This is a genomic window from Agrobacterium sp. rho-13.3, from assembly GCF_033957765.2.
Lineage (GTDB): Bacteria > Pseudomonadota > Alphaproteobacteria > Rhizobiales > Rhizobiaceae > Agrobacterium.
Genome location: NZ_CP192774.1, coordinates 2751433 through 2771021, shown reverse-complemented (window position 1 = coordinate 2771021; position 19589 = coordinate 2751433). Strand labels below are relative to the sequence as shown.

Sequence of the window (19589 nt, the reverse complement as noted above, 5' to 3'; positions counted from 1 at the left end):
TCCGGTGGCGGTGATGCCACAGATTGATGAGAATGAAAACTGTTGCGGGCTGAATGGAATGGTCAAATCCGGGCTATGCGCGAACGTCAACCTCACACTCGACGTCATCCTCGAGCCGAGGATCTGCACAGGTTTGATTTAGGGGTTCAGTAGATCCTCGGGACAAGCCCGAGAATGACGTTGGGGAATGTAAAAAGCGCCCTCCAACTCATGAAAAAACCCGGCACTAGGCCGGGTTTCAAGTGACTCCAAACTTTCAGCTGCCAGCTGCTTATTCAGCAGCAGCCAACAATCCCGGTGCTGCGTTGCGGACCGTGCTGTCCACATGGTCTTCGAACTTGGTGAAGTTCGTGACGAACATGGACACCAACTTCTTGGCCTGTGCGTCGTAAGCGGCACCATCTGCCCAAGTCGAGCGTGGGTCGAGAATGCCCTTGTCGATACCTTCGAGCGAGGTTGGCACTGCAAAACCGAAGTTTGCGTCAGTGCGGAACTGGGCGTTCTTCAATTCGCCGGTCAGGGCAGCAGTCAACAGAGCGCGGGTTGCCTTGATGGGCATGCGCTTGCCGATGCCGTAGGCACCGCCGGTCCAGCCGGTGTTGACCAGCCAGCAATCCACGCCATGCTTGCCGATCAGATCACGCAAAAGGTTGCCGTATTCTGCCGGGTGGCGCGGCATGAAGGGTGCGCCGAAGCAGGTCGAGAAGGTTGCTTCCGGTTCGGTCACGCCCTTTTCCGTGCCAGCAACCTTGGCCGTATAACCGGACAGGAAGTGGTACATGGCCTGTTCCGGCGTCAACCGGGCAATCGGAGGCAGAACACCGAAGGCATCTGCCGTCAGCATGATGATGGTCTTGGGATGACCGGCAAGGCCCGTTTCCGATGCATTCGGAATGAAGTGCAGCGGATAGGCGCTGCGGGTATTTTCCGTCAGCGAATTATCGTTGAAATCCGGCACGCGGTTGTCATCGAGAACGACATTTTCCAAAACCGTGCCGAAACGGCGTGTCGCGGCATAGATTTCTGGCTCTGCTTCGGCGGAAAGCTTGATGGCCTTGGCGTAGCAGCCGCCTTCGAAGTTGAATATGCCGTCTTCACCCCAACCATGCTCGTCATCACCGATCAGCGTGCGGGCAGGATCGGCAGAGAGCGTGGTCTTGCCGGTGCCGGACAGGCCGAAGAATACGGCAGCGTCACCATCGGGACCGACATTGGCGGAGCAGTGCATCGGCATCACGCCGCTTGCTGGCAGCAGGTAGTTCAGAACGGTAAAGACCGACTTCTTGTTTTCACCGGCATATGAGGTGCCGCCGATCAGCACCAGACCCTTGGTGAGATCGCAGGCAATCACGGTTTCCGAGCGCACACCATGGCGGGCTGGATCGGCCTTGAAGCTTGGTAGATTGATGATGGTCAGCTTCTGTTTGAAGGTTGCCAGCGTTTCGCGCTTGGGACGGATCAGCAGGTTGCGAATGAACAGGCCGTGCCAGGCAAGTTCAGTGACGACGCGGGTTGGCAGAGCGTTGTCTTCATCGGCACCGCCGATCAAATCCTGCACATAAAGCGTCTTGCCTGCGGCGTGCGCCAGCATGTCCTTATGGAGAATGTCGAAATACTCAGGCGACAGCGGCTTGTTGTTGTCCCACCAGATCGTGTCTTCCGTGGATCCATCGCGCACCACGAATTTATCCTTGGGCGAACGGCCCGTGTGTTGACCAGTGACCGCACGCAACGCGCCGTCGGCAGTAACGTCTGCCTCGCCGTTGCGGATCGCCTGTTCGTACAGTTCGGCCTCTATGAGATTGTAATGAACCACAGAAACGCCAGCCAGACCGAGTGCCGACAGTCCGTTTTCAGGATTATGTACTCCAAGTTCCTTCACGGGCGCATTCCTTTTTCTAAAGACAAAGCCGTTGATATTTTCACGGAAATTAATCTGGACTTTACGAAAAGACAAGGGCGTCGTTTTAAATAATTCAATAAATTCAATATATTAATCGATTTAAAAGATTTTATTTCATTTTAAATCGGTTTAACTCGTGATTAAAACCGGCATTTTCCCGATCCACGAAAATTACTCCCAAAGATTAACCGCGAACCCCGGATTTGGAGTTTGCCACAATTTGTTCCACCTTTATACTCAAGACAAGTGCTCACGGCGCACAACCTCGGGCGGGGGGTGGATGTCGGGAGTATGATGAATGACGATGGAGAGCCTGAATATGCAGACGATTGCGCTTGTGGATGACGACCGGAATATTTTGACTTCGGTGTCGATCGCGCTGGAAGCAGAAGGTTATAAGGTCGAAACGTACACCGATGGAGCGTCCGCCCTCGACGGGCTGGTGGCGCGCCCGCCGCATCTGGCCATCTTTGATATCAAGATGCCACGCATGGACGGTATGGAATTGTTGCGTCGCCTGCGCCAGAAGTCGGATATTCCGGTGATCTTCCTAACCTCTAAGGACGAGGAAATCGACGAATTGTTCGGCCTGAAAATGGGCGCCGATGATTTCATCACCAAGCCGTTTTCGCAGCGCCTTTTGGTCGAGCGTGTGAAGGCTATTCTGCGACGCGCCTCCAGCCGCGATGCTGCCGTTCCCGGTGCAAGCCCGTTGAAGCCAACGGCAGATCAGCAGGCCCGCACATTGGAGCGCGGCCAGCTTGCCATGGATCAGGAACGCCACACTTGCACCTGGAAGGGTGAACCTGTGACGCTGACGGTCACGGAATTCCTTATTCTGCACTCGCTGGCGCAGCGCCCCGGCGTTGTCAAAAGCCGTGATGCCCTGATGGATGCGGCCTATGACGAGCAGGTTTACGTCGATGACCGCACCATCGACAGCCACATCAAGCGTCTTCGCAAGAAGTTCAAGCTGGTCGATAATGACTTCGATATGATTGAAACGCTGTACGGTGTAGGATATCGCTTCCGCGAAGCAGCCTGAAATAAAGGCGACACAGGATAACGCCGCGAAAAGCCGCGGCGCTGGGGAACGCAGTTGTTAAACAAAGCGCAGGATAGCGTATCGGATCATGCCGATACCGACGACCGTGAAAGCGGACGGCGGTATCGTATTCATCCCTTGACAATTGTTCGGCGCATTTTCGGCAATGCGGTCTTTTCCAGCCTGACGCGCCGCATTCTGTTTTTTAACGTCGCGGCGACCGTGGTTCTGGTGGGCGGTATTTTATACCTCAACCAATTCCGCGAGGGACTGATCGATGCCCGCGTCGAAAGCCTTTTGACGCAGGGTGAAATCATTGCTGGTGCTATTTCCGCGTCGGCCTCGGTGGATACCAACTCCATCACCATCAATCCTGAAAAGCTGTTGGAATTGCAGGCCGGACAGAGCATCACGCCTGTGCCGAATGACGAAGACCTCAGCTTCCCGATCAACCCGGAACGGGTCGCACCCGTGCTGCGGCGGCTGATTTCGCCGACCCGCACCCGCGCCCGGCTGTTTGATGCCGACGCAAGCCTGTTGCTGGATTCGCGCCATCTCTATTCCCGTGGTCAGGTGCTGCGCTACGACCTGCCGCCGGTGACGCCGGAAATTCAGACATGGGGCGAATGGTCCGCAAGCCTGTTTAACCGCATGTTGCAACCCAGCAGCCTGCCGCTGTACCGCGAAACACCCGGCGGTGACGGTTCGATCTACCCGGAAGTCATGAATGCGCTGACCGGTGTGCGCGGTGCCGTGGTGCGCGTGACCGAAAAAGGCGAGCTGATCGTTTCCGTTGCCGTGCCGGTGCAGCGTTTCCGCGCCGTGCTCGGCGTGCTGCTGTTGTCCACGCAGGCGGGCGACATTGATAAGATCGTCCATGCGGAACGCCTCGCCATCATGCGCGTCTTCGGCATTGCCACGCTGGTCAATATTGTGCTGTCGCTGCTGTTGTCCTCCACGATAGCCACGCCACTGAGGCGCCTTTCCGCTGCCGCCATTCGCGTGCGGCGCGGGGCGAAAGCGCGTGAGGAAATCCCGGATTTCTCGGCGCGTCAGGATGAAATCGGCAATCTGTCCATCGCCCTTCGTGAGATGACCAATGCGCTCTACGATCGCATCGACGCCATTGAAAGCTTTGCTGCCGATGTCAGCCATGAACTTAAAAACCCGCTGACCTCGCTCCGCAGCGCAGTGGAAACGCTGCCGCGTGCCAAAACCGAAGAATCCAAACAGCGGCTGACCGAAATCATCTTCCACGATGTGCGCCGTCTAGATCGTCTGATCAGCGATATTTCCGATGCCTCCCGCCTTGATGCCGAGTTGGCGCGTGTTGACGCATCACCGGTCGACCTCGAAATCCTGGCCAGCAGTCTGGTGGATATTTCGCGCCAGATCAGCGCCAAGAAAAAGAGCGTCACGATTGATTTCGCCGTCGATCACAAACCAGGCGTCAAGGTCAGTTATATTGTCAACGGTCACGATCTGCGTATCGGCCAGATCGTCACCAACCTTATCGAAAATGCCCGTTCCTTCGTGTCGCAGGATGGCGGACGGATTTTCGTGCATCTGATGCGCCAGAAGGACCGTTGCCTGATCCGCATCGAAGACAACGGCCCCGGTATTCAGGCGGAAGACATCGACCGGATTTTCGAACGTTTTTATACCGACCGTCCCGCCAGCGAAGGTTTCGGCCAGAACTCCGGCCTTGGCCTGTCCATCAGCCGCCAGATTGCCGAAGCCCATGGTGGCAGTCTGAAGGCGGAAAACATGATCGATAAATACGGCGTTATATCAGGTGCACGCTTCACCCTTTCACTTCCCGCAGCCCAGACCCATGAGCGCTGAGAAAACCAATTTTCACGCAACGGCTGTCGTCGTCGGGCAAACCGGCCTGCTGTTCGTCGGGCCATCCGGCAGCGGAAAAAGCGAACTTGCGTTCAGTGTCATGACGGAGGCTGAACGGTGTGGTCTGGAAACGGCCCTCGTTGCGGACGATCAGGTGTTCATGACATATCGCGATGGTCTTGTAATCGCTGAGCGTCCAGACACGATAGAAGGGCTTCTGGAACTGCGCGGCAGCGGCATTATTTCCATCAAAAGTGTGGCCTCAGCCGCCATGCATTATGCGATCACCAGCCTGGCATCGCCGGAAAATCCGCGGCTGCCGCCTGAAAACGAGATTCTGGAATTGCCCGGAGGTGGGCAATTGCCGCTGCTGCGTATTCCGCGTGACAGCATCATGCCCTATGGAAAATTTGCTGCACTTGCACAAAATCTTTTCGTTACCAAGGGAATGTGAACGGAAAACCGGCAATTTGGGGCTTGCGCTTCGTATTTTCCTCATCAAGATACGCCCCCACCGATAGACATAATTGCGGCATTGCGATAGTCGGCAGTCAAGGTGCGTGTGCAAGGGAGCATTTCATGATCGGACTAGTGCTTGTCACCCATGGCAAGCTGGCTGAGGAGTTTCAACATGCTGTAGAGCATGTGGTCGGTCCTCAGAAATTGATCGAGACAGTCTGTATCGGTCCCGAAGATGACATGGATCAGCGCCGGCAGGATATTCTGGATGCCGTGACGCGCGCCAATGACGGCAACGGTGTCATTATTCTGACTGATATGTTCGGCGGCACGCCGTCCAATCTGGCAATTTCTGTGATGAGCAGCGGCAATGTCGAGGTCATCGCAGGTGTCAATCTTCCCATGCTCATCAAGCTTGCGGGCATTCGCAGCGAAGATAACATGGAGAAGGCCTTGCAGGAGGCCTCGGATGCTGGCAGAAAATATATCAACGTCGCCAGCCGCGTTCTCAGCGGCAAATAAAAAGAAGACCAACCGATGTCGCCTCTTTCGCGGGAATTGCTGATCGTCAACAAACGCGGCCTCCATGCCCGTGCATCCGCAAAATTCGTGCAGATGGTGGATGGCTTCGACGCGGCAATCACCGTTTCCAAAGATGGCATGACGGTTGGCGGCACATCGATCATGGGTCTGATGATGCTGGCAGCCAGCCCCGGCTGCACGGTGTTTGTCGAGGCCAGCGGCAATCAGGCCGAAGAAGCGCTTGCCGCGCTGGAAGCCTTGGTGGCAGACCGCTTTGGTGAAGAAGTCTAGCAACCACACCATATAAAGACATAAAGACTTCTTTATATCATTATTGCCAGATCGATCTCATCCTGCTAAACCGCAGCCTGAATTTCCAGGCAGCGGCTTGTTCCCTGCCCATCCAAGCAGGAGACATCCATGAGCGCACAAGACTACATCGTCGCCGACATCAACCTTGCAGCCTACGGCCGCAAGGAACTCGACATTGCCGAAACCGAAATGCCGGGCCTTATGTCCTGCCGCGAAGAATTCGGCACCACAAAGCCTTTGAAGGGCGCACGCATCTCCGGTTCGCTGCACATGACCATTCAGACAGCGGTTCTCATCGAGACACTGAAGGAACTGGGCGCCGACATTCGCTGGGCATCCTGCAACATTTTCTCCACGCAGGACCACGCGGCAGCGGCCATTGCCGCAACCGGCATCCCAGTTTTCGCCGTCAAGGGTGAAAGCCTGACGGAATATTGGGAATATACCGACAAGATTTTCCAGTGGGCCGATGGCGGCGTTTCCAACATGATCCTCGATGATGGCGGCGATGCCACCATGTACATCCTGCTCGGCGCACGCGCCGAAGCCGGCGAGGATGTTCTGTCCAAGCCTGATTCCGAGGAAGAAGAAATCCTCATCGCGCAGATCAAGAAGCGCCTTGCCGCTTCTCCGGGCTGGTTCACAAAGCAGCGCGACGCCATCAAGGGTGTGACCGAAGAAACAACAACGGGCGTTCACCGCCTGTACGACCTTAGCAAGAAGGGCCTGCTGCCTTTCCCTGCGATCAACGTCAATGACAGTGTGACCAAGTCGAAGTTCGACAACAAGTACGGCTGCAAGGAATCGCTGGTCGACGGCATTCGCCGCGCAACAGACGTTATGATGGCTGGCAAGGTCGCTGTCGTCTGCGGTTACGGCGATGTAGGCAAGGGTTCTGCCGCTTCGTTGCAGGGTGCTGGCGCCCGTGTGAAGGTCACCGAAATCGACCCAATCTGCGCCCTTCAGGCTGCTATGGACGGTTTTGAAGTCGTTCGTCTGGAAGACGTGGTTGCGTCTGCCGACATCTTCATCACCACCACCGGCAACAAAGACGTTATCCGCATCGAGCATATGCGCGAGATGAAGGACATGGCCATTGTTGGTAACATCGGCCACTTCGACAACGAAATTCAGGTTGCTGCACTCAAGAACCTGAAATGGACCAACGTGAAGCCACAGGTCGACCTCATCGAGTTCGCCAAGGGCAACCGCATGATCCTTCTGTCGGAAGGCCGTCTGCTCAACCTCGGCAACGCCACGGGCCACCCATCTTTCGTGATGTCTGCCTCCTTCACAAACCAGGTTCTTGGCCAGATCGAACTGTTCACCAAGCAGGGCGAATACAAGAACGACGTTTATGTGCTGCCAAAGCACCTCGACGAGAAGGTTGCGCGCCTGCATCTCGAGAAGCTGGGCGTGAAGCTGACAGAACTTTCTGACCTTCAGGCAGATTATATCGGCGTGTCCAAGACCGGCCCATTCAAGGCAGAACACTACAGATATTGATTTCATAGTTAATATCCACACATAAAGCACTACATATGGACATCGCGGACTTGACAAAGTCCGCGATTTCTTTTTGGCCCCTACCCTTCCCGGTTATTTCCGAAGGCGGTATTGTCACAAGACTTGATTCGCATGGCCATAGTTCAATTGCGCGGCCACGCGGAAATGGGATGTCTTGTCAAAGATGCGGCAAATAGGACGGAGACAGACCGGGGATGACGGTAGAAAATTCAGCCCCGCAAACGCGGGCAATAGACGAGGTTGAGCCGGGCAGCTGTGACGCGCCCGCACGAAAGCGCTTGCAGACCTCATTCGGAGGTGCTGTGGGCTTCGTTCGCAACAAGGCTGTAGCCTTTTCCGCCCTGATGGCGGGCACGGTGTTGAGCGGTTTTTCCGCCGTTGCACAGGCACAACAGGTCACTGCTCTGGAAACGGGCGAGCGCCTGTTCTCCTCATCTGAAACGATCACCTATTCGCTGTTCATCGGCATCGTCTCCGCTACGCTGTTTTCCATTGTCTGGCTTGTTCGCCAGCGCGGCAATATCGAAGCGGAGACCAGCGAGTACCGGACGGCCTTGTCCGAAGCCAACCGCAAGATTTCCAAATACGAAGCCCTGATTTCCGATAAATCCCGCCGCATCGTGGTGTGGGAAAGTGCTGGCGAGCGCCCGGAATTCATCGGCCAACTTCCGCCTGAAACCGGCGTTCCCCATGCCGATCATGATTTTCTGGCCTTTGGTCGCTGGCTTCGCCCGGCCTCTGCTGGTCCACTGGAAAAAGCCATCGAAAAACTGCGCAGCCATGCCCAGAGTTTTGACCTGACGGTTGAGACCCAGCGCGGCGAAGTCATCGAAGTTCAGGGCCGTGTGTCCGGTGGTAAGGCGTTTGCGCGTTTCGTGGCGCTTAACAATTTGCGCGCCGAGCTTGCCGAATTGAAGGTCGAGCGCGAACGCCTTGTGACTTCGATTTCGACATTTCAGGATTTGCTTGATTCCTTGGAGCAGCCGGTCTGGCGACGCAATTCGGATGGTGCCCTGTCATGGGTCAACCATGCCTATGCCAAGGGCGTCGACGCGCTGAACCCGGATCAGGCCATTGCGGAACAGCGCGAGCTGCTGAACACTGTGACGCGCCAGAAAATCCGCGCCAGTGCCACGCCGGAATCGCCTTATCATGATCGTATCTCCACGGTCGTTTCCGGCAACCGCACCTTCTTCGATGTCGTCGATATCAAAACGCCAGGCGGTTCCGCCGGTATTGCCATCGACGCAACAGAAGCCGAAACAGTGCGCGAAGAACTGAAGCGCACGCTTAAAAGCCATGCCGAAACCTTGGATCATCTGGCAACGCCGGTCGCAATCTTTGACGGACGGCAGCGGCTGCAATTTTACAATCAGGCTTTTGTGACCCTGTGGGGTCTTGATCTGGTGCTGCTGGAATCCAAGCCGGATAATTCCGAGGTTCTGGATCGCCTGCGCTCCGATGGCAAATTGCCGGAACAGTTGAACTGGAAGAGCTGGAAAGAAACCGCCCTTTCCGTTTACCGTTCTCCCGATACGATTACCGATCTCTGGCACCTGCCCAACGGCCAGACGCTGCGCGTCATCGCCACCGCGCATCCGCAGGGTGGCGCGACATGGGTGTTCGAGAACCTGACCGAACAGGTCGATCTGCAAATGCGCTACAACACGCTGGTCAAGGTTCAGGGCGAAACCATCGATCACCTTGCGGAAGGCGTTGCCGTTTTCGGAGCCGATGGGCGCATTCGCCTGTCGAACCCGGCCTTCCGGGCGCTCTGGGCCATCACGGCTGACGAAGCGGAAGCTGGCAAACACATTCGCTCAATCGAAGAAGTCTGCGCACAGTCCTATGAGAAGCCGGATGGATGGCGCGCATTCAGCCAGTTCATTACCAGTTTCGATGATGAGCGCCTTTCGAAGCAGGGCACGCTTGAACTTCTGTCCGGCCTTGTGCTGGATTATGCCATCATTCCTTTGCCGGATTCACAGACCATGCTGACCTTCGTCAACATGACGGACAGTGTGCGGGCAGAGCGGGCCTTGAAGGAAAAGAACGAGGCGCTGCGCAAGGCGGACGAGCTGAAAAACGATTTCGTCCAGCACGTCTCCTATGAGCTGCGTTCGCCGTTGACCAACATTATCGGCTTTACCGATCTGCTGAAAACCCCCGGCATGGGCGATCTCAACGACCGTCAATCGGAATATCTCGACCACATCTCCACATCGTCATCGGTCCTGCTCACCATCGTCAACGACATTCTCGATCTGGCGACCGTGGATGCGGGCATCATGCACCTCAACTACACCGAAAACGATCTGAACACGCTTCTGGACGATGTTTCGGTGCAGATTACGGATCGCTTGCAGGAAAGCGGCGTGTTGTTGGATATCGTCGCGCCCGCCCATCTCGGTGCTATCGTTGCCGACCACCAGCGTTTGAAGCAAATTCTTATCAAGCTTTTGACCAATGCAGCCAATTTTGCACCGGAAGGCTCAGCCGTCACCCTCACCTGCCAGCGCAGCGAAGGCGATTTCGTCTTCTCCGTGGCAGATCAGGGTCCGGGCATACCGGAAGACATGCTGAAAACCGTGTTCGACCGTTTTGAAACCCACGGCAATGGCGGTCGCCGCACCGGTGCAGGCCTTGGTCTGTCCATCGTGGAAAGCTTCGTCAGCCTGCACCACGGAAATGTCACCATAGACAGCCGCCCCGGTGAAGGCACGGTCGTCAGCTGCCGCATTCCATCCGGCGCACACCCGCATTCCATCGCCGCTGAATGAGCGAAACGTCAATGCCTCTTTCCATTGTCCTCGCTGGTGAAGCAGAAACAATCCGGCTTGGCGAGGAGCTGGCGCTGACCGTCAAACCGGGTGATTGTATTGCGTTGGTCGGTGATCTCGGAGCCGGTAAATCGACACTAGCCCGCGCACTGATCCGCGCGATTGCCGACGATGCTGATCTCGAAGTCCCAAGCCCCACCTTTACCATCGTTCAGGCCTATGCGCTGCGCTTCCCCGTCGCGCATCTCGATCTTTACCGGCTGTCCGACGTGTCTGAACTGGATGAGCTTGGCATAGACGAGATGCTGTCCGACGGCGTTTGCCTTGTGGAGTGGCCGGAAATTGCTGCCCGCGATCTGCCGAACGACAGCACTATTACCCTTCGTCTGACCCATGAAGGCGAAGGCCGTGTCGCGACCATCGATGCGCCGCCCAAACAAATGGCGCGTCTTCAGCGCGTTTTCGCCATTCGTGAATTTCTGGAAAACCACGGCAAAACAAACGTCTCGCGGCGATATTTCAGCGGCGATGCCGCCTATCGCACCTATGAACTGGTGCGTGACGATTACAGCCAATATCTGTTGATGGACTGGCAGCCGCCACCGCGTGGTCCCGTTATCAAGGACGGCAAGACCTACGCCGAAATCGTGCACCTCGCCCGCGACGTTCCGCCCTTCGTGGCCATCGGCAGCTACCTGACGGAGCATGGTTTTTCGACGCCAGCCATTCTGGCGCAAGACCTCGAAAACGGCATTCTGCTGCTGGAAGATATGGGTCGTGACGGTGTGCTGGATGCCGATGGCAACCCCATCGAAGCGCGTTATCTGCAAAGCGTCGCCTGTCTTGCCGCCCTGCATGAGACCCCGGCTCCGGGCCTGATTGCCCTTCCGAACGGCACGACCTACACCGTGGCGTCCTTCGATCCCGACGCGATGAAGATCGAAACATCCTTGCTGGTCGACTGGTATCTTCCGCATGTGCGCGGTGGCGAAACGGATGAAAATGCCAAACAAAGCTATTATGCCGTCTGGGATCAATTGATCGCAAAGCTGGATGATGCGGAAACCGGTCTGTTGCTGCGCGATTTCCATTCGCCCAACATCATCTGGCAGAGCGACAAATCCGGCATCGGCCAAGTCGGCATCATCGATTTTCAGGACGCAATGATCGGCCCGAAAGCCTATGATCTCGCCTCCATCGTACAGGACGCCCGCGTGACGATTTCACCGGAACTACAGGCGCGGTTGATGGAGCATTATCTCAACATCCGCCGTCAAAACCCGGTCTTCGATGAGAAATCTTTCCTCAAGGCCTTTGCCATCATGGCCGCACAGCGCAATTGCAAGCTGGTGGGCATCTGGGTGCGTTTGCTCAAACGCGATGGCAAGCCGGACTATATGAAACATATGCCCCGCACCTTCTCCTATCTGCGCGCCGCCCTCGCGCATCCAGACCTGACGCCGTTGCGCGACTGGTTTGCGGATGCGGCAATAGACATCAACTGAAGATGAAGTGTCTCCATGACAATCAAACATGCGATGGTGCTGGCCGCAGGTCTAGGCACCAGAATGCGGCCCATCACCGACACGACCCCCAAACCCCTGGTGAAGATCGCGGGCAGGCCGATGATCGACTACGTGCTGGACGTTTTGGTTGCAGCCGGTGTCGAAACCATCGTCGTCAATGTACATCACCACGCCGACCAGATGCTAGCCCATCTTGCCACCCGCAAAGATGCCGAAATTCTGATTTCGGATGAGCAGGCGCAATTGATGAATTCCGGCGGCGGCCTTGCCAAAGGCCTGAAACTGCTGCCATCAGGCCCCGTTCTCGTGATGAATGCCGACCTGTTCTGGATCGGCGAAACACCGGGCAAAGCCACCAATCTGCAAAAGCTTGCCGCTCTCTTCGATGCTGAAAACATGGATATGGCACTGCTCTGCGTGGATATAGACCACACCACCGGCCACAATGGCAAAAAGGATTTCAACCTCGCCGATGATGGCCACCTGACACGCTACAATGAAGGCGAACCACGCCCGGTGGTGTATGCCGGTGCGATTGCCATGGACACCCGCCTGCTGGATGACGCTCCCGACGACGCCTTCAATTTGAATATCTATTTCGACCGAGCCATTGCGCAAAACCGGCTTTTTGGTCTTTCTCTTGATGGCGAATGGATTACCGTCGGCACGCCGGATGCTATAGAAGATGCGGAACAAACCATCGCATCGAGAGCGTTTCAGGCTTAAATGGGTGCGCACTGCCGGGCAGATTTTCGGCAGGGCAAAGGCAATTGGCGAAGGGCATACCCTAGGGTACGGTCGAGCCAATTGTCTTTGACGCTGACGGACATATGCCCGGCAGTGCGAAACCATTTAAGCCTGAAACGCTCTACAGCAAAGTGAGATCATCCATTGGCGCATGCCAAGCGTATTCTGACCATCGCCCCCGGAACGCCATTTCTCAAAACGCTGGCGGAAAGCCTTTGTGATGGCAGGTTGACGCCGTCTTTTCGCTACGATCCGTCTGATCCGCTGTCATTGGCCAAAGTCACCATCTATGTACCGACCCGCCGGTCGGCCCGTGTTTTGCGCTCTGAATTCGTGGATTTGCTGGGTGGGAAATCTGCCATTCTTCCGGTTATCCGGCCCTTGGGCGAAACCGATGACGATAGTGGTTTTTTCGATATCGAAACGCCAGCGACCATCGATCTTGCGCCGCCGATTTCCAGCACCGCACGGCTGATCGAACTCGCCCGCCTTATTCTGGCGTGGCGCAACAGCCTGCCGGATGCCATCCGCGCCGTGCATTCCGATTCTCCACTCGTCGCCCCGGCAAGCCCAGCCGATGCCATCTGGCTGGCGCGGGCGCTGGGTGAAGTCATCGATGCCATGGACACGGAAGATTGTGATTGGGATGCGCTGGGCAAGCTCGACACTGCCGACCATGCGCAGTGGTGGCAACTGACCGCCGATTTCCTCAAAATCGCCAGCATCTTCTGGCCTGCCCGGCTCGACGAACTCAACAAATCCTCCGCCGGGCGGCATCGCAACGCGATTTTGCGGGCGGAAGCTGAGCGCCTGACAAAGATCGGCCAGACTACTGGATTGGGCGACCCGATCATCGTTGCAGGCTCCACCGGCTCCATTCCGGCAGCGGCCGATCTTATAGCAGCTGTCGCATCCCTGCCGCAAGGCACCGTCCTTCTGCCCGGTCTTGATGTCGATATGCCGGAAGATCAGTGGCAGGCGATCAACGAAACGCCGGATGATCCTTCCAGCCGCACCCATTCGCAATACGGCCTGTTCGTGCTGCTGCAAAAGCTTGGCGTGCTGCGCGATGATGTTGAACAGATTGGTGCGGCCGATGCCGATCTTCGCCAACGCGCCGCAATCTTTTCCACCGCCCTCGCCCCTGCCAAAGCCACCAGCGAATGGAACGAATGGCGCGCTGACAAAAGCGCAGCCTATTTCGAAGACGCATTCGTCTCCGCAGCCATCATCGAAGCCGCTAATGAGCGCGAAGAGGCAACGGCCATCGCCATTGCGCTTCGTTTAGCACTCGAAAAGCCCGGCGCTGGCATCCAGTCGCAAGCGGCATTGATCACGCCGGATCGCGGCCTTGCGCGCCGCGTGGCAACGGAGCTTGCCCGATTTGGCATTGAGGCCGATGATTCCGCCGGTACGCCACTGTCTGCCACCCCGCAAGCGGGCCTGTTGCAGTTGGCACTTGAAGCCATTTTGCGCCCCGGTGATCCCGTCACTGTCATGTCCCTGCTCAAACATCCGCTGACGCGCCTCGGTCTTGGCGAAGAACAGGTCACACAGGCCGTTGCCGGTCTGGAGCTTCTGGCACTGCGCGGCGGTAAAACCGAAACGACGCTGGACACGCTCGAAACCCTGCTTCACCAGCAACTTGCCCTCCACGCCCATGACCGGCATTCGCCGCAATGGCGCAAAGCGCTTGCCGAGGGAACAGAACTTGCCGCTGCCGATCTCGCGGGCCGCATCAAAACCGCCATCGAACCACTGGACGCTGCCTTCATTCGTCGCGATGTGGTGAGTGGACGGTTGACGGCACGCCTGACGCTGGCCGATTGGGCCGAGCGAACCGGCAGGGTTATCGAAGCCATCTGCATCAATGAACATGGCGATCTGAAAAACCTCTGGTCCGGTGAAGCGGGCGAAAAGCTCTCTGGCCTTCTGGCGGAATTGATGGATTGCGGCAGCGTGCTGGAAGCCGACGGCCCGCAATGGATCGATATCATCGCAGCACTGGTTGCCGGCGAATCCATCAAGCCCCGCGCCATGCGCCATCCGCGCGTGTTCATTTTCGGAGCGCTGGAAGCCCGTCTTCAAGCCGTCGACACCGTCATCATCGGCGGGTTGAACGAAGGCATCTGGCCCGGCCAGACCGCCAACAACCCGTTCCTGTCGCGCAACATGAAAACCGCCATGGGCCTGGAGCCACCGGAGCGGCGCATCGGTCAGTTGGCACATGATTTCGAAATGGCAAATGGCACGCGACAAATATTTTACAGCCGCGCGCTTCGCCAAGGTTCCACGCCCGCTGTCGCCTCCCGCTGGTTACAACGTCTTCTCGCCCTAGGCGGAGAAGGCTTTGCCGAGACATTGAAGGCACGCGGCGCGACCTACCGCCATTGGGCAACCATGCTGGATGATGGCGAAAACCAGCAACCTGCCAAACGCCCCGCCCCCACACCGCCTGCGGATTTACAGCCGAAAAGTTACTCCTTCAGCGAAGTCGGCAAGCTGCGGCGCGACCCCTACTCCATCTATGCGCGGCGCATTTTGAAGCTTGATCCCTTGGATGAGTTCAACCGCGATCCCGGCGCATCGGATCGTGGAACGCTCTACCACCGCATCATAGAGCTTTACTCTCGCGAAGAGCATGTTGCCGGTACGCCCGCTTCCGAAGAAGCCATGTTCCGCGTGCTACACACCTGTTTCGACGCGGAAAATCTGCCGCCGCATATCGACGTGGTGTGGAGGCCGCGGTTTGAGGCAGTTGCCCGCGAATTCCTGAAATGGGAAGCCACACGGCGACCCCTCGTGAAGCGCAGCCACATCGAAGCGCGGGCGGGACAGGACATTCCCGAAGCGGGCATTCGCCTGACCGGCGTTGCCGACCGCATCGATATCAGAACCTCCGGCACCGCCGATATCATCGACTACAAAACCGGCCTTTCACCCTCCGTCAAACAGGCGCGCTCCCTGCTTGACCCGCAATTGGCGCTGGAAGCCGCAGCCCTGATGCGCGGTGCCTTTCGTGATACCGGAACACCGGTGCCGGAAGACCTGATCTATGTTCGCCTCAGACCCGGCGAACGCTTCGGCACGGATACGATCAATAACGAACATGCCAAGGCGACAGCCAAAACGACGCCGAAATCGGCAGCGGAATTGGCGGTCGATTCCATCGATCAGCTCAGCAAGTTTGTTATTTTGCTGCGGGAAGGCAAGAACGGCTTCGTTTCGCGGCTGATTCCTGAAGAGCAGCAGGCCTATGGCGCAGAGTACGACCACCTTGCCCGCGTAGCGGAATGGTCCACAGCAGAACCGGGAGATGGCGATGCTGAATAATATCGCAGAACACGCGGCAGAACACGGACCACGGCAGGATGATCCGAAAAGCTGGATCGACTGGACAAGCGCGCAGCAAACGCGCGCCTCTGACCCCACCAGCTCCGCATGGGTGTCTGCCAATGCCGGGTCCGGAAAAACCCACGTTTTGACGCAACGCGTCATCCGCCTTTTGCTGGCCGGGTGCCGCCCATCCGCCATCCTCTGCCTGACCTACACCAAGGCGGCAGCCTCTGAAATGTCGAGCCGCGTGTTTGACCGGCTGGCCGACTGGGCCACCCTATCCGACGCGGATTTGAGTGATCACATCACCAAAATCGAAGGCCGCGTTCCCGATGCCATCAAGCTGAAAGAAGCACGACGGCTGTTTGCCAAGGCGCTGGAAACACCCGGTGGCCTGAAAATCCAGACCATCCACGCCTTCTGCGAAGCTTTGCTCCACCAGTTTCCGCTGGAGGCCAATGTCGCCGGGCGTTTCTCGGTGCTGGATGACCGTGCCGCAAGCACGCTTTTGGCCGAGGCCCGCCGCACACTTCTCACTGCCGTTTCGATGGAGGAAGACCAGCCGTTGGCGCACGCGCTGGCCTATGTTCTCGACATCGCAGATGAGACAGGCCTCGAAGCTCTTTTGAGCGCTATCGTTGCCAACCGCAGTGGTATCAGAACTTTTCTCGAACAGACCAAAACGGGCGGCATCAATGCCGCATTGCGCGAAAAAGCGGGAATCGGCGCGGATGAAACGGACGAAACGGCAGCGGCAGCTTACTGGCCCCTGCCCGGTCTTTCCGGTCTGTCACTGGAAACCTACCTCACGCTTTCGGATGAAATCGGCGGCTCCCGCACCAATGATGTGGCCTATGCGCTGCGCGAAGCCAAACGCACGACAGACGTTTTCCAACGTGTAGACTTCATCGAGGCAGCGCTTCTCACCGCGCAAGGCGCACCGAAATCCGACACTTTCGTCATCAACAAGGCCATGCAGAAAGCTGCACCCGATCTGACGGATGATCTGACACTGGCCCGCGCCCACGTTGTGACCTGCCGTGATCGCTACCGGACCATTCGCATGTTGGAAGCGACCAAACACGCGCTGACCTTGGCAGAGCGGTTGATCGGTGACTTCGAAGATTTGAAGAAGCAACGCAGCCAGCTTGATTTCGAAGATCTGATTGAACGCGCCGCCAACCTGCTGAACCGCGATACCGCAGGTGCTTGGGTGCATTATAAGCTGGATCAGGGCATCGACCATATTCTGGTGGATGAAGCGCAGGACACCAGCCCGGTACAATGGTCGATCATCCAGTCACTCGCTGCCGACTTTTTTCATGGCGACACGGCCCGCATGGGACGGCGCACCGTGTTTGCCGTTGGTGACGAGAAGCAGTCGATCTATTCATTTCAGGGCGCAAGGCCGGAACGGTTCTCGCAGGAAAGCAAGGAAACGCAGCGCCGCGTTACCTCAGTAGAACAGAACTTCAACGCCGTGCGCCTCCCACTCTCCTTCCGCTCCACGGCAGACGTTCTTGCTGCTGTCGATCAGGTGTTTTCCATTCCCGAAAATGCCGACGGACTGAGCGCTGAGAAAGAACCCGTGGAGCATCGCTCCAACCGCCACGGTCAGGCCGGTACGGTTGAACTATGGAACATGATTGCCGCAGAACCCGTCGAGAACGATGAAGACTGGACCGCACCCTTCGATGCATTGCGGGAAAGCGCCCCGCCGGCCATCGTCGCCCGGCGCATTGCCGCCCGTATCGCCCAAATGATCGGCAACGAGACTGTTGTTGCGGGGGGAGTGGAACGCACCATTGAGGCGGGCGACATTCTTGTTCTGGTCCGAAAACGCCACGCTTTCGTCAATGCGCTGACGCGAGAACTCAAACAGCGCAAGAACATTCCGGTTGCCGGTGCCGACCGCTTGAGGTTGACAGACCACATTGCGATTCAGGATTTGCTGGCGCTTGGGCGTTTCGTTTTGCTGCCAGAAGACGACCTTTCGCTGTCCGCCTTGCTGAAAAGCCCGCTGTTCAACCACAATGAAGACGACATCTTCGAGATTGCCGCACAGCGACCCGCAGACACCAGCGTCTGGCACCATCTGCAGGTCGTGGCAGCGCAGGAAGACAGCCCCTTCGCAAGTTCTCGCAAACGTCTTGAGCACTTCATCACGCTGTCGAAAACTCTCACTATCCATGACTTTTTCGCTGCCGTTCTGACCCTGCATGAAGGCCGCAAAAAGTTTCTAGCCCGACTGGGCAATGAAGCGAGTGACGTTATGGACGAGTTTCTGTCCTTCGCGCTCGACCATGAAAAGACAGGCCTTCCCGGCCTGCAATCCTTTATTTCCGTACTCGAAACCGACTCCCCTGAAATCAAGCGCGAGCAGGACAAGGAGCGCGGCGAAGTCCGCATCATGACCGTCCACGCCTCCAAGGGTCTGGAAGCGCCCGTCGTGTTTCTGGTTGATGGCGGCTCGAAAGCCTTCATTCACAGCCATTTGCCAAAGCTGCGTTTTGTCGACACCGACAAAACCTCCCTGCCCATCTGGCTGCCCGGCAAGGGTTTTGACAATACGCTGGTGTCCAAAGACGAAGATCGCCTCAAGCTATCGGCAGAACAGGAATATCGCCGCCTTCTCTACGTGGCGATGACCCGCGCCGCCGATCACCTGATCGTTTGCGGGTATCGCGGCCCCAGAGAAAACCTTGATTGCTGGCATGCGATGATTTCCAGATCGCTTGCCGCAGATGAAAACCGTTGCAAACCGCAGTCATTTTCAGCGGGTGGCGAGGAATGGGACGGTCTGTTGTGGCAGTCCACGCCCCGCGAAGCCAAGACCATCAACAAGGTCGAAGCACCGCCAGTGCCTGCGCTAGATGTTCTGCCGCTGTCCCTCATGCAGCCGCTGCCACCACCGCCGGTTCTGCCGCGCCCGCTCAGCCCCTCGGGCGCTGGCACCATTATCGATGATGGCTCGGAAGACCTGATCGTCACCTCGCCGCTTTTCAAAAACCAGGAAGTCTCATCCGGTCTCGCCCTGCAACGCGGTCGACTCGTCCACCGCATGTTGCAAACCCTACCCGATTATCCAGCCGAAGAACGCGCCGATGCCGCCCGCCGCTATGCGCAGCGCGCTGCGCGTTTCTGGCCGGAAAAACAGCGGGAAAAGCTGATCCGCTCGACCTTGGCCGTGCTGTCAGAACCCGCCATTCAGCCCGCCTTCTCCGCCAATAGCCGCGCGGAAATCTCCATCATGGGAACCTTGCGTCTCGGCGGAAGAGATTACGCCGTATCAGGCCGTATCGACCGACTGGCCGTAGACGGCGACCGCGTCATTCTGGTGGATTATAAAACCAACCGCATCCCGCCAGAAAATAACGCACAGATACCCTTTGCCCACAAGGCTCAGCTTGCGATCTACAAAAGCATTCTGGAACCGCTTTATCCCGGCAAGAGCTTCACCTGTGCGCTGGTCTATACGGAAAATGCGTCCTTCGTGACACTCAGTCACGAAGCGCTTTCCGCAGCCCTTGCCGCAATCGTGACAAAGTGAGATACCGGGCATTGAAATTACCCGTCGCCAGCATCAC

At 57.3% G+C, this 19589-nt stretch carries 12 protein-coding genes; 11 read left to right on the top strand and 1 reads right to left on the bottom strand.

All coding sequences use genetic code 11. The features are described 5' to 3' along the window. Positions 1-271: 271 nt before the first annotated feature. Positions 272-1882, bottom strand: a complete 1611-nt coding sequence (locus RMR16_RS13410; RefSeq protein ID WP_320201016.1) for a phosphoenolpyruvate carboxykinase — start codon at positions 1880-1882, stop codon at positions 272-274. Between the two features lie 340 nt (positions 1883-2222). On the opposite strand from RMR16_RS13410, the gene chvI reads away from it, so the two are divergent. The 11 genes from chvI (at position 2223) to addA (ending at position 19552) form a co-directional block, all read left to right on the top strand. Then, entirely contained in the window at positions 2223-2948 is a 726-nt protein-coding gene (gene chvI, locus RMR16_RS13405) for a two-component system response regulator ChvI (RefSeq protein WP_320201166.1), read from the top strand. Between the two features lie 54 nt (positions 2949-3002). Beyond that, positions 3003-4793 (top strand): sensor histidine kinase, encoded by a 1791-nt coding sequence (locus tag RMR16_RS13400; protein ID WP_320201017.1) that lies wholly within the window; start codon positions 3003-3005, stop codon positions 4791-4793. Then, entirely contained in the window at positions 4783-5247 is a 465-nt protein-coding gene (locus RMR16_RS13395; protein WP_320201018.1) for an HPr kinase/phosphorylase, read from the top strand. The genes RMR16_RS13400 and RMR16_RS13395 overlap by 11 nt, the downstream gene beginning before the upstream one ends. A 125-nt stretch (positions 5248-5372) precedes the next feature. Next, positions 5373-5774: a PTS sugar transporter subunit IIA gene (locus RMR16_RS13390; protein WP_320201019.1), complete on the top strand. Its 402-nt coding sequence runs from the start codon at positions 5373-5375 to the stop codon at positions 5772-5774. Between the two features lie 15 nt (positions 5775-5789). Then, positions 5790-6065: an HPr family phosphocarrier protein gene (locus tag RMR16_RS13385; RefSeq protein WP_320201020.1), complete on the top strand. Its 276-nt coding sequence runs from the start codon at positions 5790-5792 to the stop codon at positions 6063-6065. 129 nt (positions 6066-6194) lie between these two features. Then, positions 6195-7592 (top strand): adenosylhomocysteinase, encoded by a 1398-nt coding sequence (gene ahcY, locus RMR16_RS13380; RefSeq protein WP_320201021.1) that lies wholly within the window; start codon positions 6195-6197, stop codon positions 7590-7592. Between the two features lie 365 nt (positions 7593-7957). After that, the gene (locus RMR16_RS13375; RefSeq protein WP_320201167.1) at positions 7958-10393 is read left to right on the top strand and encodes a sensor histidine kinase; all 2436 of its coding nucleotides are present in this window, start codon (positions 7958-7960) and stop codon (positions 10391-10393) included. After that, positions 10390-11898: a tRNA (adenosine(37)-N6)-threonylcarbamoyltransferase complex ATPase subunit type 1 TsaE gene (gene tsaE / locus RMR16_RS13370; RefSeq protein ID WP_320201022.1), complete on the top strand. Its 1509-nt coding sequence runs from the start codon at positions 10390-10392 to the stop codon at positions 11896-11898. Before RMR16_RS13375 ends, tsaE begins: the two co-directional genes overlap by 4 nt. Before the next feature lie 15 nt (positions 11899-11913). Then, entirely contained in the window at positions 11914-12645 is a 732-nt protein-coding gene (locus RMR16_RS13365; RefSeq protein WP_320201023.1) for a nucleotidyltransferase family protein, read from the top strand. Between the two features lie 165 nt (positions 12646-12810). Continuing rightward, the gene (addB, locus tag RMR16_RS13360; RefSeq protein ID WP_320201024.1) at positions 12811-15999 is read left to right on the top strand and encodes a double-strand break repair protein AddB; all 3189 of its coding nucleotides are present in this window, start codon (positions 12811-12813) and stop codon (positions 15997-15999) included. Then, positions 15989-19552, top strand: a complete 3564-nt coding sequence (addA, locus tag RMR16_RS13355) for a double-strand break repair helicase AddA (RefSeq protein WP_320201025.1) — start codon at positions 15989-15991, stop codon at positions 19550-19552. The genes addB and addA overlap by 11 nt, the downstream gene beginning before the upstream one ends. Positions 19553-19589 lie beyond the last annotated feature (37 nt).